Origin of the sequence: Bifidobacterium simiiventris (genome assembly GCF_019331715.1) — a bacterium.
Classification (GTDB): domain Bacteria; phylum Actinomycetota; class Actinomycetes; order Actinomycetales; family Bifidobacteriaceae; genus Bifidobacterium; species Bifidobacterium simiiventris.
The window spans coordinates 124,023-148,822 of record NZ_JAHBBG010000004.1; the positions used below are offsets into that span (position 1 = coordinate 124,023).

Here is a 24,800-nt window from a genome sequence, read left to right on the forward strand (position 1 = left end):
CGTGTTCTTCGCGCGCCGTCGCGCCATGGGGTCACGACGACACGCCAGTCGATCCGAAGCCCTTCTCGGCCCTGTCCGACCCCGGCAGCACGTCCGCCGGAATGAACCTCGCCTCGGCGTAACGCTGGATGACCATCTGGGCGATGCGGTCACCGGGCTTGAATTCAACGGTGTGCTCGGGATCGAGATTGATCAGCGGCACCTTGATTTCGCCGCGATAGCCCGCGTCCACGGTACCCGGCGCGTTGAGCACCGTGACCCCCTGCTTGGCCGCCAGGCCGGAACGCGGGTGCACGAGCGCCACGTACCCGGCGGGCAGCGCGATGGCCACGCCCGTGGGCACGAGCGCCCGCTGGAACGGCTTGAGCGTCACCGCCTCGGTGGTGATGAGATCCGCGCCGGCGTCGCCGGCATGGGCGTAAAACAGTTCCGCCGGATGCTCCGGGTCGAGGGACTTGACCAGCACCTCGACGGTTTCCGGCTCGTTGTAGGTCTCGTCAATCGCCATCAGGCGGCGCACTCCTTGCAGACGGGCTGTCCGTCCTCGTTGGTGTACGCCAGCTGGCTGCGGTGCTTGACCATCCAGCATTCGGAGCAGAGGAACTCGTCGCTCTGCATCGGGATGACGGTCACCGAAGCGTCCTCGTTGCTCAGATCGGCGCCGGGCAGCTCATAGTCCTCGGCGATGGCGTTCTCATCGTCGTCGATGTCGCTGGAGGAGTTCTGCGATCCCTTGCCGAGCTCCTGCAGAGACTCCTCGTCCTCGTCCTTGTTACGAGGGGAATCGTAATCCTGAGCCATCGTGATCCTTTCGTCGAAGTGACTTCTTCTGCGCCATAGAATACATGACTTTTACGTGGCATAGGATACACGATTCGAAATACTCGTAAAATACGACACGTAGGGCACAATAGAAACGAGATGCCCGTTGAACGAGGAAAGTGGTGCGAATGCCTGAGAATCCGCTGGAGCAAGCCAGTTTCGACCATGTCGACAGCGCGGGCAACCTCGTGTTCGCGGTCGACGACGCGCGTTTTTCCGTCGCCGTGGACGACACGCTGGAACGGGCCATCCTCGAAGCCAAGCAGATCCGCTCCGAATCGCGGCCCGCGCAGCCGCAGGCTACGGCCACGCTGCCGATATCGCAGATCCAGTCGCTGATCCGGGCCGGCGCGGATCCGGCGAAGGTCGCGGAACGCTATCACCTGAGCGAAGCGTTGGTGAGGCGGTTTTCGGCGGCCGTCGAAACCGAAAAGCAGTACGCGATCGAACAGTTCCTGGCGGTTCCGGCGCCGAAGAGCAGCCGGCTGCATTCACTTGCCGACCTGATCGAGCATACGCTGGCCACGGCACGCATCGGCATGGAGTCGATCACCTGGCAGGCGACCCGTCGCGGTCTGGAACCATGGCGGATCGTGGCGAGGTTCATGTCCGCCAACCGCGAACTGACCGCCGAATGGACATGGAACATGCACGACAACGCGGTGACCTGCGTGAACGCGACCGCCAAACAGCTGCTGGGAGAACGTCCCGAGCCGAGGCGGACCGAGCCGCGCGGCGAAGCGGCCGTCCCCTCGGACGGCACGCGCGCGGCGAATTTGCCGGGTGATTCGATCCGATCGGCACGCATCGAACGTACCGTATCGCAGTGGAGCATGGCGCATCAGCCGTCTGTCTCCCCATTCGCGCATCCGTCGGACGACGCGAGCAAGGCAACGGCGCAATCCACAGCAGCCGCGTCGGGCGACGCCAGCCACGCTGATGCCGCATCCCAGTCGCAGGCCGACGCATCGGCTGTCCGTCATACGAATGAGGACGGCGACGAGACGACCGTGGAATCTGCCGCGGCGAGCGATGATCAGGCCGAGATATCGTCCGATGAGCAGTCCCGTCCGCAAACGCCGTCCGACGTTCCGCCGGCGTTTGCCAAACCGGAGAAGCGCAAGTCCGGCCGCTCCCCCATGCCCAGCTGGGACGAGATCCTGTTCGGCGACTGAAACTGCCAGCCCAACGGATCACGACGCGTGGGACCGAACCGAGTCACATGGGCAGAAGATCCGGCTACGCCACGTCGATCAGGCAGGGGATGTCCGATTCCAGCCAGCTGTGCGAGCCATGCACGCTCGGTAGCTGCATGGCCTTGTCCGATTGGATGCGCGAGTCCACGATCGTGACGGCCTGCCGGGCCGAAACGATCACATCGCCGAGCATCGGGCGGATGCGATCGTCCACCGGGCCGAACAGTCCCTGACCGATCGCCTCGTCCTTGGTACGCACCAGTGCGAGATCACCGAGACGGTTTCGCCATCGGGCCGCGATGCCGGTGGGATGCTCTCCGTCCTGCGCGTACAGCATCAGCGAGCGTGGCTCTCCCCCGACCACGGCGACGCCACGACTGAGTTCGGGTTCCGCGGCGATGTCGATCCGCTGGCCGGGGTCGGCCGTGATCATGCCATGGTCGGCGGTGATGACGATCAGGGTGCCGGCCGGCGCGCTGCGTTTGAGCAGGGCGAGCTGCGCGTCGATGCGCTCGAACACGGCGATCCACTTGTCGGAATCCCAGCCATGGCCGTGGCCGATCTTGTCAGCGTCGCGGATGTACAGGTAGGTCAGTCCCGGCGTCTTCGCCGCGTTGCAGGCCGCCATGACGCGGTCGCGCGGGGTGACGGAGCCGATGTAATCGCTGCCGCGCAATGCGGCTTCGGTCAGCGGCGAGTTCTTGAATTTCGGCAGACCCGAACTGGTGACGCGTACGTTTTGCGCGCGCAGCCGCTCGAAGACGGTGGGCTGGCGTTGCAGGTCGGCCGGGTCGGGCGCGTCGGTGAATTGGATGAGCTGGCAGAGCTTGCCGTTGTAGGGATTGAGTTGCGTGTAGCCGGCCATGCCGGTAAGTCCCGGACAGGTACCGGTGCCGAACGCGGCCATCGCGGCGGTCGTGGTGCTGGGGGCGCAGGTGGCGATGGACCGCTGGTTGGCCGGCTCGTTCATCAGCGAGCGCAGGTAGGGTGCGTGGCCGAGCCGCATGGCGATGTTCCAGTATCCGAGTCCGTCGACGAGCACCACGATCGCGGACGTCGCGTCGGGCAGTCCGAGCGCGCGTTGCGCCGCAGTGGGATCATGGTGGATGGCTGTGGCGATGGGGTGGCCGATGGCGGCGCTGACGGCGGGCAGCACGGCCGACAGGTGCAGTGCTCCTCCGCGCGTGCCCTCGCCGCCGTCATGACCATTCGCGGCATCGGCCGGGCCGGTTCGGCCGGGGTCGTGATCGTCGTATCGTGCGACCGGCGCGAATCGCAAGAGTTCTTCCATGTCCGGGACTTCCACACTCATGGCTCCCATTCAATCACTGCGGGGTGAATTTCTCGCGGCTTGGCGTGCGGGTCCGATATTATGGTGCGGTTGGCCGGTGTGAATCCGGCCTGTTCGGGACCATCGACATCCATCGACACAGTGGGGAGCACGTACGCATGGCATCGCATCGCAAGCCGGCACAGCCCGCCTATGATCTGCGCAAGGTCAAGGAGCATATCGTCGAAACGCCGTTGAACGAAGAGATGAGCAAGTCGTTCCTCGAATACGCGTATTCGGTGATCTACGCACGTGCGCTGCCCGATGCGCGAGACGGCATGAAGCCGGTGCAGCGGCGCATCGTCTATCAGATGGGCCAGATGAACCTTAATCCGGATCGTCCGTACATGAAGTCGGCGCGTGTCGTCGGCGAAGTGATGGGCAAGCTGCATCCGCATGGCGATTCGGCGATCTACGAGGCGATGGTGCGTCTTGCCCAGCCGTTCGCGATGCGGCTGCCGCTGGTGGACGGCCATGGCAATTTCGGTTCGCTGGACGACGGCCCGGCCGCATCGCGTTACACGGAGGCGCGTCTTGCGCCGGCGGCGCTCGGTATGAACGCGGACATCGACGAGGATACGGTCGATTTCACGCCGAACTACGACAACAAGCTCAAGGAGCCGACCGTGCTGCCGTCGGCGATCCCGAACCTGCTGGTCAACGGCGGTTCGGGCATCGCGGTGGGTATGGCCACGAACATGGCGACGCATAATCTCGGCGAGGTGGTCGCGGCCGCGAAGCATCTCATGAAGTATCCGACGGCGTCGCTTGAGGAGCTGATGCGCTACGTGCCGGGCCCGGATTGGCCGGGCGGCGGCATCATCATCGGCCGTGACGGCATCCGTGAGGCGTACGAGACGGGCCGCGGGTCGCTGACGACCCGTTCCAAGACGCATATCGAGAACGTGACGGCCCGCAAAAAGGCGATCGTGGTGACCGAACTGCCGTACATGGTCGGCCCCGAACGCGTGCTCGAGCGCATTTCGGAAGGCGTGAAGAACCATAAGCTGGAGGGCATTTCGGGCGCGATCGACCTGACGGACCGGCATAACGGCACGCGGCTCGTGATCGAGGTGAAGACCGGGTTCGATCCGAACGCAGTGCTCGCGCAGCTGTTCCGCAACACGCCGTTGCAGGACAACTTCACGATGAACAACGTGGCGCTGGTGGACGGTCGCCCTCACACGATGGGCTTGAAGGAGATGCTCTCAGTGTGGATCGACCATCGTCGCGTGGTGGTGCGCCGGCGCAGCGAGTTCCGTCGCAAGAAGGCGCTGGAACGGCTGCATCTGGTCGAGGGACTGCTGCTGGCGCTGCTCGACATCGACGAGGTGATCCAAGTGATCCGCACGTCCGAGGATGCGGATGCGGCGAAGAATCGCCTGATTGCGGTGTTCGACCTCGACGACATCCAGGCGCAGTACATTCTCGACCTGCGTCTGCGGCGTTTGACGAAGATGAGCCGCATTGAGCTTGAGGCGGAGCGCGACGATCTCAAGCAGCGCATCGAGGAGCTGGAGCGCATCCTCGCGTCCAGTGAAGAATTGGACCGCGTGGTGGTTCGCGAGATGGACGAGGCCGTGGCGGCGTACGGTTCGCCACGGCGCACGGTGCTGCTGGACGAGGGGCCGGACGGGACGCTGACGCCGGTGACGGCTCATGGCGATGACGCGGCATCGTCCGCCGCGCTGGAGGCCGCGCGTACCGCAACGAGGCTATCGAGCGCCGCGGCCGATGTGGCGGCGGCCGCGGCGGCCGCGAAGAAGGCCGGCGAGGACGGCGCCGCACTGACGGCGGCCGCGTTGCAGATCGACGACGAGCCGTGCGTGGTGATGCTGAGCGCATCCGGACTGATCGCACGCATGTCTCCGACCGCATGGGATGTGTGGGAGTCGCGTTCACTATCCGATCCGCGCAAGCCGGATGATCAGATCGTGTCGATCATCCGCACGTCCACACGTTCCTCGTATGGCCTGGTCACGTCGGCCGGCCGACTGGTGCTGGCGCATGTGGTGGAGTTGCCGAACCTGCCCGCGGCGGAATCGTTGAGCGTGACCGGCGGCGTGCGCGCGGACGAGCTGATCGGCATGACCGAAAGCACCGAGCCGGTGCATGGCGAGCATGTAGTGGCGGCTGTGGCATTGACCGGCACGCTGAACGGGGTGGAACAGCCCGAGTTCGCGGCCGGGCGCGACGCGTCGGGCAATGCGGTGACCGATCTGCCGCCGCTGGCGATCGGCACTCGCGGAGGCGTAGTGAAACGTTGGAACCGCGAGGCGCCGACCACGATGGATTCGTGGAACGTGATCGATCTGAAAGACGGGGATCGTGTGTTGACCGCCGCGGATGCCGCGGACGATGACCGGCTCGTGTTCGTTTCGTCCGATTCCTCGCTGCTGACGTTCGAAGCGAAGAACGTGCGTCCGCAAGGACGTACGGCGGCCGGTATGGCAGGCATCCGTCTGGCCGACGAGTGCGTGGCATTGTCGTTCAACGTGGTGCCGGCCGGCAAGATCGCATGGACCGGCGGTGATGGTGACGACGATGCGGCGGCCGGTTCCGGCACGGTGGTACTGACGGTGGCGGGAGACAAGGACGCGTTGGCCGGTACGGAGAACGGTTCGGCAAAGGTCACGCCGTTCGAACTGTATCCGACCAAGGGCCGCGGCACGGGCGGCGTGCGCTCGCAGCGGTTCCTCAAGGGACAGAACACGCTGATCCTCGCCTGGGTTGGCGCCTATCCGCTGCACGCCTCCACCGAATCCGGTTCCCCGGTGGCGCTGCCTGCTCCCGACATGCGTCGTGACGGTTCGGGAGTCGATCTGCCGGCCCCGATCACGTTTATCGCATAAACGCAGGTGCGCCGCATATGAAGGGAGGGATGACCGATTGGCCATCCCTCCCTTCATATGCGGCGGCTTTTGGCTGGTCTCGTGTCATGGACGGCATTCCCCTATGATCGTTTCCGCCATGCTGGTGGTTTACCGGTAGAGCTTCATGCCCTGAGGGCATGGCACGAATCCAGCGGCGTGCAGAATACGGGCGGTATCGCCGCGCTGGGTCAACGGCTCGCCGTTGAGGTCGGCGAAGGTGACGCCACCCGATATGGCACCGGGCACGCCCATTTGCCGTTGCAGGGTGTAGGCGAGTTCGGCGCAGGCGGGCCGCAACGTGTCTTCGTTTCGGTCAAAGGCGAGCAGATGGTGGGATCGCGGCGTTGCGTACAGTACCGGTTTGCCGTGGCAGAGCGTGATCATGGTGCCGGCCCTGCGGGTCGGTCTGCCGGTATTGGCGGGCCACGGAATGGCCGATCCGGTGAGGTTGGCAGGATCGGTAACGTCTAGCGCGACATCGGACTGGCTGTGCCATTGGCCGTTGTCTTCACGGAGCATGTTCACTGTGTCGGAGGCGGCAAACTGGGCGGCGCCGAAACCGGTAATGAACATGCCACGCGTCAGCAGACCGTGTTCCTCCATGCGTTTGAGCACCGGGTACAGTGCGGAGAATCCTCCTTCGATGCCGTCCTGTTCGATCAATGGCTGTGCGATGACGCCGTATCGGTCGAGCAGTATCTCCACCTGGGCGATGGCACGGCGTTCTGGCGTGATCGCCTCGCTGCCCATCGGCGCGGTGTCCCCTGCCATCAATGACGACGGCGACACGGCATCCTCTTCGGGAGCGGGTTGCGCGACGAGCGACCATAGCCCGCCAAGCGTCATGGGAATACGTGCCTGCACGCGGATGTGTCGTCGGACCGCTCGCGCCGGGGTGCGTACCGGCTTGTTTCCCGCCACCAACGCCCGTATCGGGTTCAGGGAGCTGTTGGTGACCTTGCCTTGCCAGACGAGCGACCAGAGGGCCTCCTCGAACTGGTGTTGCGACCATGCTTGAGGAACGATTTCACCGGTGTGCGGGTCAACGATATCCGTGCCAGCATCGTTCCACCGTTCCCGCGCGATCTGAGCCAACTGGTCGGCCCGGTAGGCGCCTCCGGACGACAATGCCGCAAGAATCGCCTCGGGGATGGTCAGTGATTCGCTGTCCTGCCGCGTTCCATTCCGATCGACGCATGGGCCGACCCCTTCCTGCGATTCCCGGCCGTACAGAATCGAATCCGCAGGATGGAAGATGATCCGTCCCGGTTCGCCGGCTTTGGTGTCCGAGCTTTTGTTTCCCTCCCATATGATTTCCCCGTCGGAGATTAGCTCGTCCAGCATGGCCGGCGCGTAGTCGCCCACCCGCGCGGGGAGCACCGAGGATTCCCACACCGTCAGCGGCAAGGCCACGCCCTCGAGCTGTTCGATGACGCGCATCAGCCCGTCCTGACCACGCCAGTGTGCTCCCCCGACCGGGCCGACGCCTTGCCGGTCAAGCAGGAATGCCTGGAACACGGCCGGTTCTACCGGTCGGATCGCCTTGCGTGCTTTGACCAGCGACTTGGCGCGAATACGACGGAAGACGCCCCGGTGCAGCCATTGCGTTCTCCCAAGGCCGCTCACGAACGTGCCGGTCAGCAGTTCGCCCCGCTGTTTGAGCCGGTCCAGCGCGTGCACGGCGTCGTCGGCCGCAACATGCAGATCGGCGATCATCCGGTCGGCGGTGAACGGCCCGTGGGTTTTGGCGTAGCGGGCGGCCCGGCCGTCGATGTCATGCTCGTCCAGTTCGTTCCAGAACGTGCGCTCGGCAAGCTGTTGTTCGACTTCTGCGATCACCTCCGGGTCGAGCACTGTGGACATGTCGGTGGTGCCGAGCAGTCGTTCCAGCACGTCCGGGTCCATCGACAGCATCTGCGTGCTGCGTTCGGCCTGAGGCACGTCGTACTGGTACATGACCGCGCCGACGAATCCGAACAGCAGGTTTTCCGCCAGCGGCGACGGTACCTGCGTATCCGTGACGTGCAGGGTGATGGTGCCGTCATTGAGTGAGGTCATGATCTCGCGCAGGGCCGGTAGATCGTAGACGTCCTGCAGACATTCGCGCGCGGTTTCCAAGAGGAGCGGGAAGTTCCGTCGCATTCTGGCGGCGTTGAGCAGCTGAGCGGCGCGAAGCCGCTGCTGCCAGAGGGGTACGCGCTTGCCGGGTTCGGTGCGTGGCAGGAACAGGGATCGCGCCGCGCATTCGCGGAACCGCGCGGCGAACAGCACGCTCTCCCCCACCTGCGTTTCGATGATGCGTTGCAGCTCGTCGGGGTCGAACCTGACGAGCTCCTGAACGGGTATGGCTCCTTCCCCGTCGGGCAGACGGATGATGATGCCGTCGTCGGCCGCATACACCTGCCCGTCGAATCCGTACTGCTGCTTCAACCGGTTGGTGATGGCCATCGCCCATGGTTCGTGCACGCGCCGGCCGAATGGCGAGTGCACGATGATGCGCCAATCGCCTTCCTCGTCGGGGCATCGTTCGATGACGATATCCCGGTCGCCGGGCAGGACGCCGGTTGCGGCCTGCTGCTCGGCGAGCAGTGCCGCGAGATTGTCGATGGCGTTGCCGTCAAGGCCGTCTTCACGCAGCCGACGCTCTGTGCCTTTGTCGAAGCGTGGCTTGCTTTCCGCCGATACGCTCCCGTTCATATCGCCGGCGCGTATCGAGGATCGCGTCGTGTCGGACAGCCCTCGAGCGATGTCGCGGATGAACCGGCCTTTGGCTTTGCCGAACCCGTAGTCGCGGCCGTTGCCTTCCCCGTGCCAGAACGGCAACCGTGCGGTGCGCCCCGGCGCGGGGGTGACGACGACCCGGTCGCGGGTGATTTCCTGGATCTGCCATGTGGAGGTGCCGAGGGTGATCACGTCGCCGACACGTGATTCGTAGACCATCTCCTCGTCGAGTTCGCCGACGCGTCGCGGTCCTGTGCCGGCGTCCGCTTCGGGAAGAACGACCGTGTAGAGCCCGCGGTCGGGAATGGTGCCGCCGCTGGTGACAGCGAGTCGCTGCGCGCCGGGCCGAGCGGAGATGATGTCATCCTCGCGGTTCCACATGAGCGGTGGGCGGAACGCGGAGAAGTCCTCGCTGTTATAGGCGCCGGTCATCATGCCCATGACCGCATCGAACATGTCACGTCCAAGGTCGGCGAACGGTGCGGCCTTGCGTACCGTCGCATACCAATCGTCCGGTTTAAGGTCATCCATCGCCACGGCGGCGACGGTCTGCTGGGCGAGGATGTCGAGCGGGTTGCGCGGTATGGTCAGCGGCTCGAGCGCTCCGGCCTTCATGCTTTCGAGACTGGCAGCGACGCCGATGATCTGTTCGCGGGTCAACGGATAGAACAGCGCATGGGAGACGCCTCCGACACGGTGATCGGCACGGCCCACACGCTGCAGACCGGATGCGACCGATAACGGCGGCGCGATTTGGATGACCAGATCTACCGATCCCATATCGATGCCGAGTTCAAGGCTGCTGGTGGCCACCACACAGCGCAGTTGGCCTCGTTTGAGCTGCTCCTCGATCTGCTTGCGCCGATCCTTGGAGACGGAACCATGATGGGCCATCGCGATCACGTCGCCCGGTTCATGCGATTGCACGAGCATGGTGGTCGACCCGACCACCGCGTCGTAATGACCGGCGAATCCTTCACGCCCTTCCGGAGAAGTAATGGGATGAGCGGTGCCACGCCGCTCGGCGTAGAGGTCGTTGAGCCGCGCGGTGAGTTTTTCCGCCAATCCTCTCGAATTGACGAACACCAGCGTGGTGTGGTGAGTGAGGATCTCGTCGAGCACGCTGCGTTCCACGACCGGCCATATGGAACCGGAGGTCCGGTCGCCGTTCGCGCCGACAAGATCGACGGTGTCGCCGGAGTCTTCCCGCGCAGCGGACGACGGTGCATGCCCGTCATGCGCAGGTCCCGCATCGGCCGTCAGTCCGCGTCGTTCGGCAAGCCGTCTCATGGCCGGCGTGACGCCGGAGATGGGCTGAGTACCGGCACGCTGGATATCCGAGCCTCCGGCGCGCGACGACGCGTTGGCGGATTGCAGGTCACGCATGTTAGCCAATGGTTCGATCACGCGCAGATCCATCGCCGGACTGGACGCGGGATTGACGATGTCGACCGGCTGCGCGCCGCCAAGGAACCGTGCCGCGGCTTCGGGCGGGTTAACGGTCGCGGATAGCCCGATGCGCTGCGCCGGTGAGCCGGTGAGCAGATCGAGCCGTTCGAGACTGAGCGCGAGGTGCGCGCCTCGTTTGGTGCCGGCGAGCGCGTGCACTTCGTCCACGATCACCGTATCGACCGTGTTCAGGATGCGCCTCGCCTTGGAGGTGAGCAGCAGGTACAAGGATTCCGGCGTGGTGACGAGGATGTCTGGCGGATGGGAGACGATGGCCCGCCGCTCCTGCGGTGTGGTGTCGCCGCTGCGGGTCGCTACGGCGATGTTCGGCGCATGCAACCCCATCGCCTCGCATTGGGCGGCAATGCTCTCAAGCGGCGTTTGCAGGTTTTTGGCCACATCGACGGCGAGCGCCTTCAATGGTGAGACGTACAGTACCGTGACGCCTCGGCGACCGTCCCGCCGCCTGCGGCCGGCCGCCGATGGACCGGATGGAGACAGCTTGGCGGCAAGAACCATCTCGGGCGCAGGACGTGCGGCCCGTTCCCCCATCAGCCGGTCGATGGCCGAAAGAAACGCGGACAAGGTCTTTCCCGAACCGGTGGGCGCGATGACCAGCACGTTCCTGCCTGATTGGATGGCCGGCCATGCCGCTTGCTGGGCATCGGTCGGCCTGCCGAACGCATGTTTGAACCATGCCTTGGTGGGCTCCGAGAACAGATTCAAGCATTCGTACATGCGTTCGATTATGCCCGAGGCTGCGGACGATGCGACACGTGACGCCCTTGCCTACGACGCCCCGTCCGCGTCATCATCGTCGACCCATTCGAGCACATCGCCGGGCTGGCAGTCGAGCACCTCGCAGATGCGGTCGAGCGTAGAGAAACGAATGGCCTTGGCGCGGCCGTTCTTGAGCACGGCCACATTGGCCGGCGTGATGTCGATGCGTTCGGCGAACTCGCCCACGCTCATCTTGCGTCTGGCGAGCATCACGTCGAGGTTCACGCGAATCGTCATCAGATCACCGCCTCAAGCTCGTCGCGCTGGGCGATGGCCGCCGCAAGCAGCGAACGCATGACGAGCATGAGCAGGATGAAGGCGACGATAAGCAGCAGCGCGACGACGCAGGCGAGGCTCAATGCAAACGCACCCATCGCCACGTCCGTCATCGCACCTTGATACGCATCGTAGTAGGCGTTATGGGCGAACGAGTTGTACAGCAGCACGAACAGCACCAGCACGCCTTCCGCGCCGGCGCATCCGATGATGACGTTGTCCCACAGGATCGCCTTGCCGGAGAATACGTCTCGCCGCTTCACCAGCGTCAGCAGGTTCCACAGTGGCACCAGCGCAACCTCGAAGCATGCGACGCCGAGCAGCCCGGCAACGGTGTACGGCCATCTCGCGGCCGCAAATTCCGGGTATGTCGTCACGAAATCGCCGGCCGCAACATACATGACGACCTGCCCCCATAGGCAGATCAGCTCGAACAATACGATCAGCACCTTGAGCGCGGCGATCGCCCGCGGATGGAATTCCCTCCACGTCCGCACATCGTCATCCACCGGAGGCACGGCGGATGCCATGCGACCTCGCAGCCGACTGACGTCTCCCATATCAGCACCGCCTTTCCACTCGGCAATCACTATCGACAATCGATTATCACTAATCGTAACTCGATAGTAATCTATCGTTTTTCGATATGCAAGTTTGGTGAAGAACCAGACGCCAGACAGCTGCCGACCCACAACGCGACCTTACGCTGGCGACATGAGCACTTCACGTCATGAATCAGCCGAGACCCAACCCGGCGACATGGTCGACACCCGGCCGGAGTCCGACATCACGTCAACGGGAAAAACCTCCGGACCGCAGCCATCCGACACGGCCTCAGTATCTTCCGACGCTCGGCCCACAGCAACGACCGGACAATCGCTCGAGCCGCGCACCATCCTGCTGTTCGCCGTATCGTTCGCCATTCCAATGCTGTTCGACCGCATAGTACTGGCCGGGCTGCAGTCGACCTACGGACGCCCCCGTATGACGAGTCTGCTGTTCGCCGCGTTCTGGCTGTCCTGCGTCGTCATCGTCACCGCGCTGCACTGGCGAGCCGCACGCCGACGTCCGCTGACGTGGTTCACCGCCGCCGCCATCGCCGCGCTTGCCGCTTGGCTGGTCATGTCGGAACGCGGCATCTTTTCGGATAATCCCGAGTATGGGTTCATTACCGCCCTATGCGCCATTCCGTCGCTGCTGATGCTGCATGCGCAGCTGGTCAACGGACGTTACGACGTCCGCCACCCGTTCGGTATCATGCTGCGCTGGCTGACGGGCTGGCTCATCCAGCCGTTCGCCGGGCTTGGGCGGTTCGGCCGGGCCGTATCGTCGGCGGTCCACGTCGCAGCCAACAGCAGACAACGCCCCATTATGCGCCGCATCGGCATCGCGTTGCTGATCGCGGTTCCCGTATTGGCCGTACTGGTCGCGCTGTTGTCAAGCGCCGACATGGTGGTGTCGTACGGCATCTCGCGTCTGTTCGGCGACCTTGATCTCACGTCGTTGCTCATGCATGCACTCGCGGTGCTGCTGCCGATGCCGTTCCTGTTTTCGCTGCTGGACAATCAGGAGCGTTCCGATGGCGAGATGGCGGCATGGTACGGCAGGTCCGTGTCGCTGTCGTTGGACACGCTGGTGACGGCCATCGTGCTGGGTCTGGTGCTGGTCGTGTACGCGATGTTCTGCGCGGTGCAGTTTACGTTCCTGTTCGCGGGTGAGGGATTGCCGGGCGGTCTGACATACGCCGAGTACGCGCGCAGCGGATTCTTCCAGCTGCTGTTCGTCGCTGCGGTGAATCTGGCGGTGTTCGGCCTTGTGCTGACGTATGCGAGGCGCACGCGCGCGATCGAGGCGATGTTGGTCGGCCTGATCGCGGCGACCGGCGTGATGCTGGCGTCGGCGGCGACGCGACTGGGCCTGTACGTGGACGCGTATGGGCTGACGTGGCTGCGGTTCGTATCGTTGACGTTCATCGGACTGCTGGCCGTGATGCTGGCGCTGTGTCTGGTGCGGATGCGAACCGCGCGGCTGCCGTTGATCGCGACGTGTTTCGCGCTGTTCGTGGTCTGGTATGTCGCATTGGGATATTGCGATCCGACGGCACTGATCGAGCGGTACAACATGACACACGGGTTCTCGCCGTTCATGTAGCCGATTGCTGACGAGTCGTTTCACCCTGCCACCCTGCCTTCGCACTGCCGTCGACGCCCCATCGCGAGGGTGCAGCCGGCGAACGCATTAGCCGCGCTTCCTGCGCAGGGATTCGTGCATGAAGACCATGAGCGCGAGGAAGACGAACAGGTAGGCCGGCAGCAGACGGATGGTCACGTATTGGGCGATGAGCCCGAACAGCGGCGGCATGAGCATGGAGCCGATGTAGGCGCAGGCCATCTGCACGCCGACGATGGCCTGCGAGTTCTCCTCGCCGAAATAGTCGGGCGTCGAATGGATGATGCACGGGTAGACGGGGGCACAGCCGAGGCCGAGCACGGCAAGTCCGGCGTAGACGCCGAAATGGTTCGGCAACGGCAGCAGCATGACGATGATGCCGGCGAGGATGAGCGTCTGGCCGAGGCGGATCATGGCGGGGTCGGACAAGCGCATGGTGAGGAATCCGCTCAGGGCGCGGCCGATGGTGATGCCGAAGTAGAGGACGACGATGCGGCTGGCGGCGGTCACCTTGTCGACGCCGTCGGCGAGCACCATGTAGCTGCTGCCCCACAGCATGGCGGTCTGTTCGATGGCGCAGTAGCACAGGAACATCACGAGGATCTCCTTGGCGCCGCGGATGGCGAGCACGCCCTTGACACCCAGCGGCTCGCGCGGTTTGGTCGGCCCGGCATCGGCCGCAGCCGTCTCCTTGCGCGACTTCCACAGCGGCAGGCTGAACACCAGCATGACGGTGAGCACAATCTGCAGCATGCCGATGTACCGGTAGCCCCACGGCCAGCCCTGGCCGTTGGACAGCGCATAGCCCATGACATACGGCCCGACGAGCGTGCCTACGCCCCACATGCAGTGCAGCCAGCTCATGTGCTTGCTTTCGTAGTGGATGGCGACGTAGTTGTTGAGCGCCGCGTCCACGCCGCCCGCGCCGAGGCCGTACGGGATGGCCATCAGTATCAGCGCCCAGTAGTTCGGCGCGATGGAGAATCCGAGCAGTGCGGCGGCGGTCATGCCGACCGATACGGCGGTGACGCGGCCCGCGCCGAACCGCAGTGTCATACGGTCGCTCAGCAGCGCTGAGACGATGGTGCCGGCGGAGATCGTCATCGAAATGCCGCCCGCCCACGAGACCGGTGCGCCCAGATCCTGGCTCATGGTCGGCCATGCGGAGCCGAGCAGCGCATCGGGCAGACCAAGACTGATGAAGGCGATGTAGATCACGGCGAGCAGCAGATTGACCACAACGGTTCCTTTCACGATATCCGGTCGAAGGACTCGCCGCCATTCGACGAACCCAATATGTACGTTCGTACATACCATATCGGAACAACTCGATAATTACCAGTCGGTAAGCAGCGACACGCCGGTAATTGCGGAGGGATTTTTCGACCAGCAGCCACGTCAACGACCCTTCGCGCACGGCGAACGATGGCATGTCGTGCGCAAACCCGTCATGATGGTGACGGAGCATAAGGCCACAAGCCGAATAAAAGGAGCATACGATGACCACAAGCGATACGATGCGGCAGACCAGGATCGAACACGACTGCATCGGCACGATGGAGGTGCCGGCCGACGTCTACTGGGGCATCCACACGCAGCGCGCGATCGGCAACTTCACCGTCTCCGGCATCCCCGACTCCGCACACCCGCAGCTGGTGAAGGCGTACGCCACCGTCAAGCGCGCCTGCGCCGAAGCCAACGAGGAACTCGGCCTGATCGACCACGCCAAGGCGCGGGCGATCATCGCCGCATGTCTCGAGATCGAAGGCGGCAAGCTCGCCGACCAGTTCCCTGTCGACGTATTGCAGGGCGGGGCCGGCACCTCGACGAACATGAACATGAACGAGGTGATCGCCAACCGTGCGCTCGAGATCGCCGGACACGCCCGCGGCGACTATAAATACATCCATCCCAACGACGACGTGAACCACTGCCAGTCCACGAACGACACGTATCCGGCCGCGTGCAAGATCGCGCTGATCGACGCGCTCGGCCCGTTGGCCGAGGAGACGAAGAAGCTCGCCCGCGCGTTCCACGATCTGGCCGACAAGCACATCAACGACGTGACGATCGGCCGCACGCAGCTGCAGGACGCCGTGCCGATGACCTACGGACAGGAGTTCCACGCGTTCGCGAGCTTCATGAAGGCCGACACGCGCGAGCTCGAACGCGTCGTACCGCAGCTCATGTCGCTCAACCTCGGCGCGACGGCCATCGGCACCGGCATCTGCGCCGACCTGCGCTTCCGCAAGGCCGCCACCGAGCATCTGGCCCGCATCACCGGGCTGCCGATCACGGCCGCGCCCGACCCGATCGCGGCGATGACTGACATGAGCGCGCACATCGCCGTGTCGCAGACCGTGAAGAATCTGGCAATCCATTTGAAGAAGGCGGCCGACGATCTGCGGCTGCTCAACTCGGGACCGCACGACGGGTTCAACGATCTCAATGTACCGGCGCGTCAGGCCGGCAGTAGCATCATGCCCGGCAAGGTGAACCCGGTGATCCCTGAATGCGTGGACCAGTGCTGCTTCATGGTATTCGGCATGGACACGACCGTGACGTGGGCCGCGTCGGAAGGCCAGCTGCAGTTGAACGCGTTCGACCCGGTGATGATCCACGCGCTGCTCGGCGGCATCGACCTCATGACCCGGGCGATGGCAATGTTCCGCGAGCGTTGTGTGGACGGCATCACGATCAACGCCGCTGTGGGCCGCCGCTACGCCGAGTATTCGCCGTCGATCGCAGCCACGCTCAACGATGCGATCGGCTACGAGCATGCGGCCGACATCGCCAAGGAGGCGGCGGTCAGCGGTCGGAGCGTGCGCGAGGTCGCCGGAGAACGCACCGACCTGCCTGCGGAACAGTTGGATGCGTTGCTCGATCCGATCGCATTGTCCCGCCGGCTCGGGCAGACCTGCCGCGAACATCAGTAATTACAACGGACGATTCGGCCTCCCCGTCGTACAGGCGGGGAGGCCGAATGTCGTTCAGGATCAAGTGTCGATCTTGGAGCGGTCGAAGTCGTCGGCGTTGTCGACGATGAACGCCTTGCGCGGCGGCACGTCATCGCCCATGAGCAGGCTGAAGATGCCGGCAGCCTGTGCGGCATCCTCCATGCGGATGCGGCGCAGCATGCGCGTGCGCGGGTCCATCGTCGTGTCCGCCAACTGGTCGGCGTCCATCTCGCCCAGACCCTTGTACCGCTGGATGTCAGGGTTGTACGAGATCTTGCGCCTGTCGAGGTCGGCGAGCTTGCCGGCGAGTTCGTCGTCGGAATACGTATAGATGTACTCGCCCTTGTGCGAGCCGGCCAACGCGATGCGATGTAGGGGCGGGACGGCCGCATACACGTGCCCGGCTTCGATGAGCGGGCGCATGTACCGGTAGAACAGGGTGAGCAGCAGGATGCGGATGTGCGCGCCGTCGACGTCGGCATCGGTCATCATGATGATCTTGTTGTATCGTGCCTGTTCGATGTCGAAGCTTTGGCCGGAACCCGCGCCGACGACCTGGATGATCGCCGCGCATTCCTTGTTGGACAGCATCTGCGCGAGCGACGCCTTCTGCACATTGAGGATCTTGCCTCGAATCGGCAGGAGCGCCTGGAACGCGGAGTTGCGCGCGGCCTTGGCGGTGCCGAGTGCGGAGTCGCCCTCGACGATGAACAGTTCGGCCACGTCGTCGTTGCCCGGCTGGCAGTCGGACAGTTTCGGCGGCATGGATGCGGATTCGAGCGCGTTCTTGCGGCGCGTGACCTCTTTGGTCTTACGGGCCTGGATGCGCGCGTGCATCTCGCCGACGATCTTGTCGAGCACGCGGCCGGACTGCTCCTTGTAGCCGCGTTTCGATCCGGTGATCATCTCGCCGAACTGCCGGTCGGTCATCCTCGTGACGATCGGCTTGACCTGCGCGGTGCCGAGCACGTCCTTGGTCTGGCCTTGGAACTGCGGTTCGGCGATGCGCACGGTGACGACGGCCACGAGACCGGCCATGATGTCGTCGCGTTCGACCTTCTGCGCAGGATCCTTGAGGTTGACCTTGAGCTTGCGGGCGTTGTCCTCGACGGTTTTGCGGATCTGCTTGGTCAGGCTCAGCAGGAAACCGTCGACGTGCATGCCGCCGCCGGGAGTCTCGACCACGTTGACGAAGCTGCGGATCACCGTGTCGTAGCCGTTGACCCAGCGCAGCGCGATGTCGACGCCGCAGTCGCGCTTGACCTTCTGCGCGTGCAATTCGCCGTTCTCGCCGACGGCCTGCGTCTCCTCGACGTACGTGTCCTGGCCACTGATGCGCCAGATGTCGGACACCGGCTCGCCGTTCGACAGAAAGTCCACAAAGTCCTTGACGCCGCCGGTGTGGCAGAATTCCTCGACACGCCGGTGCGTATGACTGGCCGCGTCGGCCTTGGCGACGGCGACCGCGGCGGATTCGCCGGCTGCGGTCGCGGTCTCGACGCCATCATCCTGCGCCGATTCGGCCGTCGCTTCCGTCGCGGCGGTATCCTGCGCGTCGTCGATCTCGCGCAGTTCGTCGACGGTTTCGTCGCCGGTCGCCGGAATATGCTCGTCGATGACGGTGATCTTCAGGCCAGGTACGAGAAAGCTGGTCTGACGGACGCGGTCGATGAGCTGCTCGTAGCTGAACTGCGCGGTGTCGTTGAAGATCTCGGGGTCGGCCCAGTACCGGATGCGTGTGCCGGTGGTCTTGGGGCTGACCTTGCCGATGATCTCGAGTTCGGTCGGCTTGTTCTTGCGGGTGCGCTTGAACGGCGAGTCCGGCGAGGGATGCGCGAGGTCGGCATCCGAATACACGCCGGGATGACCTTGGTGGAACGCCATGTGGTGCGTTTTGCCGTCACGGTCGACTTCGACATCGAGCCGGGAGCTCAAGGCGTTGACGACGGACGAACCGACGCCGTGCAGACCGCCGGCCGCGTTGTAGGAGGCGTTGCCGAACTTCGCGCCGGCGTGCAATTTGGTGAGCACGACCTCGACGCCGGTAAGCTTGGTCTTCGGTTCGACGTCGACAGGGATGCCACGGCCGTTATCGGCCACTTCGACGGAACCGTCGGTGTGCAGGGTGACGGTGATATGGTCGCACGCGCCGGCCAGGGCCTCATCCACGGAGTTGTCGATGATCTCCCACAGGCAGTGCATGAGGCCCTGGCTGTCGGTCGTGCCGATGTACATGCCTGGGCGCTTGCGCACCGCGTCAAGGCCCTCGAGCACGGTAAGACTGTCGGCACCGTAGGATTCGGGCATAGTTCTCCTTACTCAGTCAACACGTGGGAAAAAACGTGCTCCCCGTTTGCCGGGGAGCACGAAAGTGGATCATTGATCCAGGAAGTCGCGCAGGGTCTGCGAACGCGAGGGGTGACGTAGCTTCGACATGGTCTTGGACTCGATCTGACGGATGCGCTCACGGGTCACGCCGTAGACGCGGCCGATGTCGTCGAGGGTCTTCGGCTGGCCGTCCTCAAGGCCGTAGCGCATCTTGATGACGCCGGCCTCGCGCGGAGACAGCGTCTCGAGCACCTGCTTGAACTGCTCCTGCAGCAGCGAGAACGCGACCGCGTCGGACGGCGCGATGGCGTCGGTGTCCTCGATGAGGTCGCCGAACTCGGAATCGCCGTCCTCGCCGAGCGGGGTGTGCAGCGAAATCGGCTCGCGGCCGTACTTCTGCACCTCCTGCACCTTCTCGACCGGCATGTCGAGCTCGCGCGCCAGCTCATCGGGCGTGGGCTCGCGGCCGAGATCCTGCAGCATCTGACGCTGCACGCGGCTCAGCTTGTTGATCACCTCGACCATGTGCACGGGCACGCGGATGGTGCGCGCCTGATCGGCCATGGCACGGGTGATGGCCTGACGGATCCACCACGTGGCGTACGTGGAGAACTTGAAGCCCTTCTTCCAGTCGAACTTCTCGACGGCGCGAATCAGGCCCAGGTTGCCTTCCTGGATAAGGTCGAGGAACAGCATGCCACGGCCCGTATAGCGCTTGGCGAGCGAGACGACGAGTCGCAGGTTGGCTTCGAGCAGGTGGTCCTTGGCCTTCTTGCCGTCGTTCGCGGCCCACTTGAGCTCGCGCTTGCGTTTAAAGTCCATTTTGTCGGACTCGGTGTCGAGCAGGTGCTGCGCGTACAGGCCTGCCTCGATTCGCTCCGACAGATCGACCTCCTGCTCGGCGTTCAGCAGGCTCACACGTCCGATCTGCTTCAGGTAATCTTTGACCGGATCTGCGGTGGCGCCGGCAGCGATGACGCGACGCTTCGGATTGCCCGACGGGGTTAGGTTGTCGTCGTCATCGTCGTCACGAACGACGAACGCGCCCTTCTCCTTCGGAGTCTCGATCTCCTTGGGTTTGGACTCCTCGTCGTCCTCGTCGTCGATCTCCTCGTCGTCCTCGGACTCGTCCTCGTCGTCCTCATCCAGATCATCGTCATCGTCGGTGACATCGTCCAGATCCTCGTCCAGATCGTCCAGATCGGCGTCGACGTCCTGATCCTCGTCGTCCTCGAGTTCGTCTTCGTCGGTGATGTCGGTCTCCTTGACGGGGGCCTCCTTGCGAGCCGTCTTGTGCTTCGTTCCGGCAGAGGCTTTCGTCGAAGACTTCTTCTTCGCCTTGGCTGCGGTCTTGCGTGTGGGCGTCGCCTTTTCGGTTTCCTCGGCGCCGTCCTGGGTTGCCGTCGCATCCTTCTTGGCCAAGCTTATCCTCCTACTGATCCTGCCGCCGCACGCTTATACCACATAAGGCGCACTTCTGGCAAGGGCAAATCGTCAACTATTGGAGTTAACCACCTTGCAAGGACGATTATTCCCGCCTTGTCGAGCGCGAAACGAAAAACACACCGGATCGATCCGTCACGAACCGCACCATGCCGGGCGGATGCCGCGTTCGATCAGCGACACCACAATGCCGGCAAGCGTGCAGTCCTCGTCCAGTGCGAGACATTCGAGCGCGCGTATCACGGCCAGGTCGTCGCCCATCCACCACAGTACGTAGGCGAGCGCCGCCAGCGGCTGCACCCTCCATCGTTCCGGCACCGCGTCGCCCATCCGTTTCAGCATCGCCGTCCCGCGTCGGCACCGTTCCGTATCCGGCCGAGCTCGCGCGTCATGGAAGGCGTTCGTCATCATGTCCGACATGCCGCACCGCACGCGATCGGAATGCGGTTGCGAGGCGATCTCGATCATCATGCGCTCGTCACAGGGGCGCCCGATGACCAGTGACACGATCGCGGCGTCCCGGATCGGCAGCGATTCGGTCATGCCCACGGCGAACGCGGCCATGCCTTCCCGATCGAGCATGGTTGCGGCAGCGTCGAACGATCGTGCGGATTCCAATGTCCGTATCCATTGCGCGAACGGATCGCGGACCCATTCGCGGTTCCCTTCCCTCGGGCCGACGGTGCGGCGCATGTCGCGGAACCGGCATGTCAGACGTTCCAGTTCGTTGTCGGCAAACGGCTCCTCGATCGGATCGCGGCGAGGCCCCGATGGCGGCGGGCCTTCGATGAAACGTTGCGTAAGCCGCGACGTCGATCGTGGCGGCGGGCCTGCCTGACGGCTGCGTCGGCAGGCGCCGCGCCCCGTCGTTCGGCCGTTCGTTGGCGTCGTGGTCATGATTGTCCTCCTTGACTATGCGGGCGGTCCGGCAAGCCGGTCACGCGCATCCGTGCGCGCTGACTATCAACTATGCACTATCCGCGTTCACCGGGTGACGTTTTTCGACCTATGTGGTCGAAAGGTCACAATCGTTGGAATGCCGCCACTCTTGTGTTCAACAACCTATGTGGATAACCTTAGAGGCATGACTCTTGACTTGGATAGGACCTCCATTGAAGCGCGGATCGCCCATCTGGTACGCGCCACCGTCGGCCCGCAGGACGGGCAGGGCACGATCGTCGCGTCGTGCCGCACCGTGCTGGACGAGGTTACCCGGCAGGCGCTGACCTCCAGTGAGGGCGGTAAACGGCTTCGCGCGCTGCTGTTGCTGGACGCGTTCGACGCGACCGCGCCGAACGTCGGACCGGCCGGATTCGGCGGTAACGGCGATGCGGCGGACGTGCGGGATCACGTACTGGATCTGGCCTGCGCGATCGAAGTGTTTCAGACCGCGGCGCTGGTGCATGACGACATCATCGACGATTCCGATCTGCGACGGGGCAAGCCGTCCGCACACCGCGCGCTGGCGGCGGCGACGCACTCCGACCCGATCGGCAACGGCTTGGGCATCATGCTGGGCGATCTGCTGGCCACCGCCAGCGTGGACATCGCCAACGCCGCGGCCCGCCATTTGCCATCGTCGGATGCGGTCGTGGCCGCGTTCCTGAACATGCATCGCGAGGTGGAGATCGGTCAGGTGCTTGATCTGGCCGTGGAGATGACGCCGTTGGACGATCCGCGAGCACTGGCCGAGGCGTCGCTGAACGTGTTCCGTTGGAAGACCGCGAGCTACACGACGATCGCGCCGATGGAGTTGGCTCTGATCGCCGCCGGCGTCTCCCCCGCCGACGCGCGCGGCAAGGCGTTGGCCGTCGGCAAGCCGCTGGGACTGGCGTTCCAGCTTGCGGACGATCTGCTGGATGTGATTGGCTCGAGCAAGAACACCGGTAAGCCGGTCGGCGGCGACATCCGGGAAGGCAAGCGCACCGTGCTGCTGGCGGATGCGCTCGAAGCGGCATCCACGTCCGACCGCGAGGAACTGGTGCATCTGTTCGAAGCCTCTCACCGCGACGACGATCAGGTTCGGCATGTTATCGAACTGTTCGGTTCGACCGGCGCGGTGGACCGTTCCAAGGAACGGATCGGCGAGCTGTGGCGGCAGTCGCGGACGGCGATCGAACAGCTCGAACTGCCGGATGATGCGACGACGACGTTGGCCGAGGCGTGCGCGCGGTTCGTGCCTCTTGACTAGAAGCGGCCGTACCACGTTCCCGGCATGCCACAGGGTAGACTGGCATGAGATTTCCATGACGATATGAGGGACCAGACATACAAGATGAGCGAAGCCGTGCACACCCCTGAAGATCCGTTGATCGGCCAGATGATCGAGGGACGATACCATGTCTCCCGCAAGATAGCCGAGGGTGGTATGGCCACGGTGTACGAGGCACTGGATACGCGTCTGGATCGCACGGTCGCCATCAAGGTCATGCATATGCAGCTGGCGCAGGGACCGCACCGGGCCCAGTTCGTGGAGCGTTTCCGCCGTGAGGCGAAGTCGGCGGCGGCGATTGCGAACCCTCACATCGTGCAGGTATACGATACCGGCGAGGTGAACGGGCTGGATTTCCTGGTGATGGAGTTCGTACACGGCGTGAACCTGCGCCGCGAAATGAACGAGCAGGGCACGTTCACGGTACGTGAGACGCTGCGCGTCGTGAATGAGACATTGGATGGTCTCGCTTCAGCCCATCGCGCGGGCGTGGTGCATCGCGACATCAAGCCGGAGAACATTCTGCTCAACGACCGCGGCCACGTACAGATTACCGATTTCGGACTGGCGAAGGCGGCTTCGCAGGCCACGCTCTCCTCGACGGGCATGTTGTTGGGCACCGCCGCGTACCTTGCCCCGGAAATGATCGAGAACAATCAGGCGACCCCGCAAGGGGATCTGTATTCCGTGGGCATCATGGCCTGGGAGATGCTGGCCGGCGAGGTGCCGTTCACATCCGATAATCCGGTGACGCTCGTATTCAAACATGTCCATGAGGACGTGCCACCCATTTCGACCGTGTGTCCGGGCATCAGCCCGCTGGTCTCGGCGTTTCTCACGCATCTGACGGCACGGGCCGTCGAGGCACGTCCCGCCGATGCGGCCGAGGCCGAGCAAGAGCTGCAACAGCTCACGGCGCAGCTGGATATTGCCGACTGGACGTACCGCCGGCCGCAAGGTGGCACGGAACAGACCATCGGCTCCGATGCGACCGCGGCGGCATCGGCGCTCGACGCGTTGTCCGGCACCTCGGACGGCACCATGCCCATCCCCGCTCCCCCATCCATCATCGCCGCGACAAGCATGTTGCCAGCGACGACCGAAGCCCGGACCGAGGCATTGCCGGACACGGCGATCGCGTCAGTGGCCGACATGGATGACGACCGGTCGGAGGCCGAAAAACAGCCGACCCGGCATATGGCCAAACGGCCCCGCTCCTCGGTTCCCGTGATCGCGGCCGCGGTGCTGCTGGTGGCCGCGATCGCGGGAGGCGGCGCCGCATGGTGGTATTTCCTCGGCCCCGGCAGCTATTGGACCGTGCCCAAGCCCGATGACGTGAACTGCTCGCAAGGCCAGGCATGTTCCGTGTCAGGCGCGCGATGGAGCGCCTACCGGAGCACGCTGAACGTGTCGAACATCCCATTTACCGTGTCCGAACGCAACGATGACGATGTGCCCGCCGGCGACATCATTTCAGCTTCTCCGGGCAATGTCGGCGACCGTATCAGCAAGCGGGGCGACGCCTCGATGAGCATCGTCGTCTCGAAGGGCGTGAAGACGGCGACCATTCCTTCGGATATCTTCGACACGTCGTCATCTCACGGCACCGATGTGGTCGCCGCGCTGGAATCGGCCGGATTCGATGCCGTTACCCACGACGGTTCGCAGGACGAGTATTCGCAGACGCTTCCCGAAGGCGCCGCGATCAGCATCGTCGACGCATCCACCGGCGATCCCATCAAAGCCGGCGCCGTGCTCAAGCACAACACGCCGATCACCGTCGTCCTGTCGAAGGGACCGATGCCGGTGACGATGCCCGACATCGTCGGCAAGACGCAGGACGAGGCCAAAACCGCGCTCGACGAGCTGAAGCTCACCATGAACGTCACCGAGGAATACGACGACAAGGTGCCGGCCGGTTCGGTTATATCCGCCTCCGTCGATGAAGGCTCCCAGCTGCATTGGGGGGACAGCGTCGACGTAGTCGTCTCGAAGGGCCCTGAGACCATCACCTTGGAGAACTACGTCGGTCAGAAGGCAAGTGCGGCGAAGGCCGCGCTCGAGAAGCTCGGGTTCAAGGTGACAGTCAAATCGACCATCACGCTCGACTCCAACAAGGACAAGCTGGTGGCGTCGCAGGATCCGACCGGGGGCACGGTAACCCGCATCCGCGACGAGAACGGAGATCCCATCACTGTCACGCTGACGATGTACTCCTCGCTGCTGTAGTCATTCGCCCATAAT

The 24,800-nt window shown here is 64.1% G+C and carries 16 protein-coding genes; 6 read left to right on the forward strand and 10 right to left on the reverse strand.

The features are described from left to right. Window positions 1–31 precede the first annotated feature (31 nt). The gene (gene dut / locus KIH76_RS06215) at window positions 32–508 is read right to left on the reverse strand and encodes a dUTP diphosphatase (protein WP_219069855.1); all 477 of its coding nucleotides are present in this window, start codon (window positions 506–508) and stop codon (window positions 32–34) included. Beyond that, the gene (locus KIH76_RS06220; RefSeq protein ID WP_214374533.1) at window positions 508–801 is read right to left on the reverse strand and encodes a DUF4193 domain-containing protein; all 294 of its coding nucleotides are present in this window, start codon (window positions 799–801) and stop codon (window positions 508–510) included. The genes dut and KIH76_RS06220 overlap by 1 nt, the downstream gene beginning before the upstream one ends. Before the next feature lie 149 nt (window positions 802–950). Here KIH76_RS06220 and sepH point away from each other — a divergent pair, with 149 nt between their 5' ends. Continuing rightward, window positions 951–1,997 carry a septation protein SepH gene (gene sepH, locus KIH76_RS06225; protein ID WP_219069857.1) on the forward strand — a complete coding sequence of 349 codons (1,047 nt, stop codon included), beginning with the start codon at window positions 951–953 and terminating at the stop codon, window positions 1,995–1,997. A gap of 64 nt (window positions 1,998–2,061) precedes the next feature. On the opposite strand, the gene KIH76_RS06230 is transcribed toward sepH, so the two are convergent. Further along, window positions 2,062–3,330, reverse strand: coding sequence for an alkaline phosphatase family protein (locus KIH76_RS06230; RefSeq protein WP_214374531.1), 1,269 nt, complete (start codon window positions 3,328–3,330; stop codon window positions 2,062–2,064). A gap of 137 nt (window positions 3,331–3,467) precedes the next feature. Here KIH76_RS06230 and KIH76_RS06235 point away from each other — a divergent pair, with 137 nt between their 5' ends. Beyond that, window positions 3,468–6,200 carry a DNA gyrase/topoisomerase IV subunit A gene (locus tag KIH76_RS06235; protein WP_214374530.1) on the forward strand — a complete coding sequence of 911 codons (2,733 nt, stop codon included), beginning with the start codon at window positions 3,468–3,470 and terminating at the stop codon, window positions 6,198–6,200. 129 nt (window positions 6,201–6,329) lie between these two features. Here KIH76_RS06235 and KIH76_RS06240 read toward each other — a convergent pair whose 3' ends face one another. From KIH76_RS06240 to KIH76_RS06250, 3 genes are read right to left on the reverse strand one after another with little or no spacing between them, the layout of a single operon-like run. Beyond that, the gene (locus tag KIH76_RS06240; protein WP_214374529.1) at window positions 6,330–11,129 is read right to left on the reverse strand and encodes an Lhr family helicase; all 4,800 of its coding nucleotides are present in this window, start codon (window positions 11,127–11,129) and stop codon (window positions 6,330–6,332) included. A 51-nt stretch (window positions 11,130–11,180) separates the two neighbouring features. Further along, window positions 11,181–11,408: a helix-turn-helix domain-containing protein gene (locus tag KIH76_RS06245; RefSeq protein ID WP_214374528.1), complete on the reverse strand. Its 228-nt coding sequence runs from the start codon at window positions 11,406–11,408 to the stop codon at window positions 11,181–11,183. Next, on the reverse strand, window positions 11,408–12,007 hold the full coding sequence (locus KIH76_RS06250) for a DUF2975 domain-containing protein (RefSeq protein WP_236036865.1): 600 nt from the start codon (window positions 12,005–12,007) through the stop codon (window positions 11,408–11,410). The genes KIH76_RS06245 and KIH76_RS06250 overlap by 1 nt, the downstream gene beginning before the upstream one ends. A 154-nt stretch (window positions 12,008–12,161) precedes the next feature. Here KIH76_RS06250 and KIH76_RS06255 point away from each other — a divergent pair, with 154 nt between their 5' ends. Further along, window positions 12,162–13,598, forward strand: coding sequence for a DUF4153 domain-containing protein (locus KIH76_RS06255; protein ID WP_214374527.1), 1,437 nt, complete (start codon window positions 12,162–12,164; stop codon window positions 13,596–13,598). An 87-nt stretch (window positions 13,599–13,685) separates the two neighbouring features. Here KIH76_RS06255 and KIH76_RS06260 read toward each other — a convergent pair whose 3' ends face one another. After that, complete coding sequence (locus KIH76_RS06260; protein ID WP_219069859.1) at window positions 13,686–14,855, reverse strand: MFS transporter; 1,170 nt, start codon at window positions 14,853–14,855, stop codon at window positions 13,686–13,688. 260 nt (window positions 14,856–15,115) lie between these two features. Here KIH76_RS06260 and KIH76_RS06265 point away from each other — a divergent pair, with 260 nt between their 5' ends. Beyond that, window positions 15,116–16,552: an aspartate ammonia-lyase gene (locus KIH76_RS06265; protein WP_219069860.1), complete on the forward strand. Its 1,437-nt coding sequence runs from the start codon at window positions 15,116–15,118 to the stop codon at window positions 16,550–16,552. A gap of 60 nt (window positions 16,553–16,612) precedes the next feature. Here KIH76_RS06265 and KIH76_RS06270 read toward each other — a convergent pair whose 3' ends face one another. The 3 genes from KIH76_RS06270 to KIH76_RS06280 form a co-directional block, all read right to left on the reverse strand. Next, window positions 16,613–18,880 carry a DNA gyrase/topoisomerase IV subunit B gene (locus KIH76_RS06270; protein WP_214374524.1) on the reverse strand — a complete coding sequence of 756 codons (2,268 nt, stop codon included), beginning with the start codon at window positions 18,878–18,880 and terminating at the stop codon, window positions 16,613–16,615. A 69-nt stretch (window positions 18,881–18,949) separates the two neighbouring features. Further along, on the reverse strand, window positions 18,950–20,323 hold the full coding sequence (locus KIH76_RS06275; protein WP_214374523.1) for an RNA polymerase sigma factor: 1,374 nt from the start codon (window positions 20,321–20,323) through the stop codon (window positions 18,950–18,952). 156 nt (window positions 20,324–20,479) lie between these two features. Next, window positions 20,480–21,241 (reverse strand): DUF4192 domain-containing protein, encoded by a 762-nt coding sequence (locus tag KIH76_RS06280; RefSeq protein ID WP_219069862.1) that lies wholly within the window; start codon window positions 21,239–21,241, stop codon window positions 20,480–20,482. Window positions 21,242–21,428: 187 nt separating this feature from the next. Here KIH76_RS06280 and KIH76_RS06285 point away from each other — a divergent pair, with 187 nt between their 5' ends. Next, entirely contained in the window at window positions 21,429–22,535 is a 1,107-nt protein-coding gene (locus KIH76_RS06285; RefSeq protein WP_219069864.1) for a polyprenyl synthetase family protein, read from the forward strand. Between the two features lie 84 nt (window positions 22,536–22,619). Next, entirely contained in the window at window positions 22,620–24,785 is a 2,166-nt protein-coding gene (locus KIH76_RS06290; protein WP_214374555.1) for a Stk1 family PASTA domain-containing Ser/Thr kinase, read from the forward strand. Window positions 24,786–24,800 lie beyond the last annotated feature (15 nt).

What these genes read in the sequence shown, in the direction of transcription:
- KIH76_RS06290 (WP_214374555.1), top strand. Translation starts at nt 22,620, where the DNA reads ATGAGCGAAGCCGTGCACACCCCTGAAGATCCGTTGATCGGCCAGATG.
- KIH76_RS06255 (WP_214374527.1), top strand. Translation starts at nt 12,162, where the DNA reads ATGAGCACTTCACGTCATGAATCAGCCGAGACCCAACCCGGCGACATG.
- dut (WP_219069855.1), bottom strand. Translation starts at nt 508, where the DNA reads ATGGCGATTGACGAGACCTACAACGAGCCGGAAACCGTCGAGGTGCTG.
- KIH76_RS06230 (WP_214374531.1), bottom strand. Translation starts at nt 3,330, where the DNA reads ATGAGTGTGGAAGTCCCGGACATGGAAGAACTCTTGCGATTCGCGCCG.
- KIH76_RS06245 (WP_214374528.1), bottom strand. Translation starts at nt 11,408, where the DNA reads ATGACGATTCGCGTGAACCTCGACGTGATGCTCGCCAGACGCAAGATG.
- KIH76_RS06240 (WP_214374529.1), bottom strand. Translation starts at nt 11,129, where the DNA reads ATGTACGAATGCTTGAATCTGTTCTCGGAGCCCACCAAGGCATGGTTC.
- KIH76_RS06235 (WP_214374530.1), top strand. Translation starts at nt 3,468, where the DNA reads ATGGCATCGCATCGCAAGCCGGCACAGCCCGCCTATGATCTGCGCAAG.
- KIH76_RS06270 (WP_214374524.1), bottom strand. Translation starts at nt 18,880, where the DNA reads ATGCCCGAATCCTACGGTGCCGACAGTCTTACCGTGCTCGAGGGCCTT.
- KIH76_RS06285 (WP_219069864.1), top strand. Translation starts at nt 21,429, where the DNA reads ATGACTCTTGACTTGGATAGGACCTCCATTGAAGCGCGGATCGCCCAT.
- KIH76_RS06265 (WP_219069860.1), top strand. Translation starts at nt 15,116, where the DNA reads ATGACCACAAGCGATACGATGCGGCAGACCAGGATCGAACACGACTGC.
- KIH76_RS06280 (WP_219069862.1), bottom strand. Translation starts at nt 21,241, where the DNA reads ATGACCACGACGCCAACGAACGGCCGAACGACGGGGCGCGGCGCCTGC.
- sepH (WP_219069857.1), top strand. Translation starts at nt 951, where the DNA reads ATGCCTGAGAATCCGCTGGAGCAAGCCAGTTTCGACCATGTCGACAGC.
- KIH76_RS06250 (WP_236036865.1), bottom strand. Translation starts at nt 12,007, where the DNA reads ATGGGAGACGTCAGTCGGCTGCGAGGTCGCATGGCATCCGCCGTGCCT.
- KIH76_RS06220 (WP_214374533.1), bottom strand. Translation starts at nt 801, where the DNA reads ATGGCTCAGGATTACGATTCCCCTCGTAACAAGGACGAGGACGAGGAG.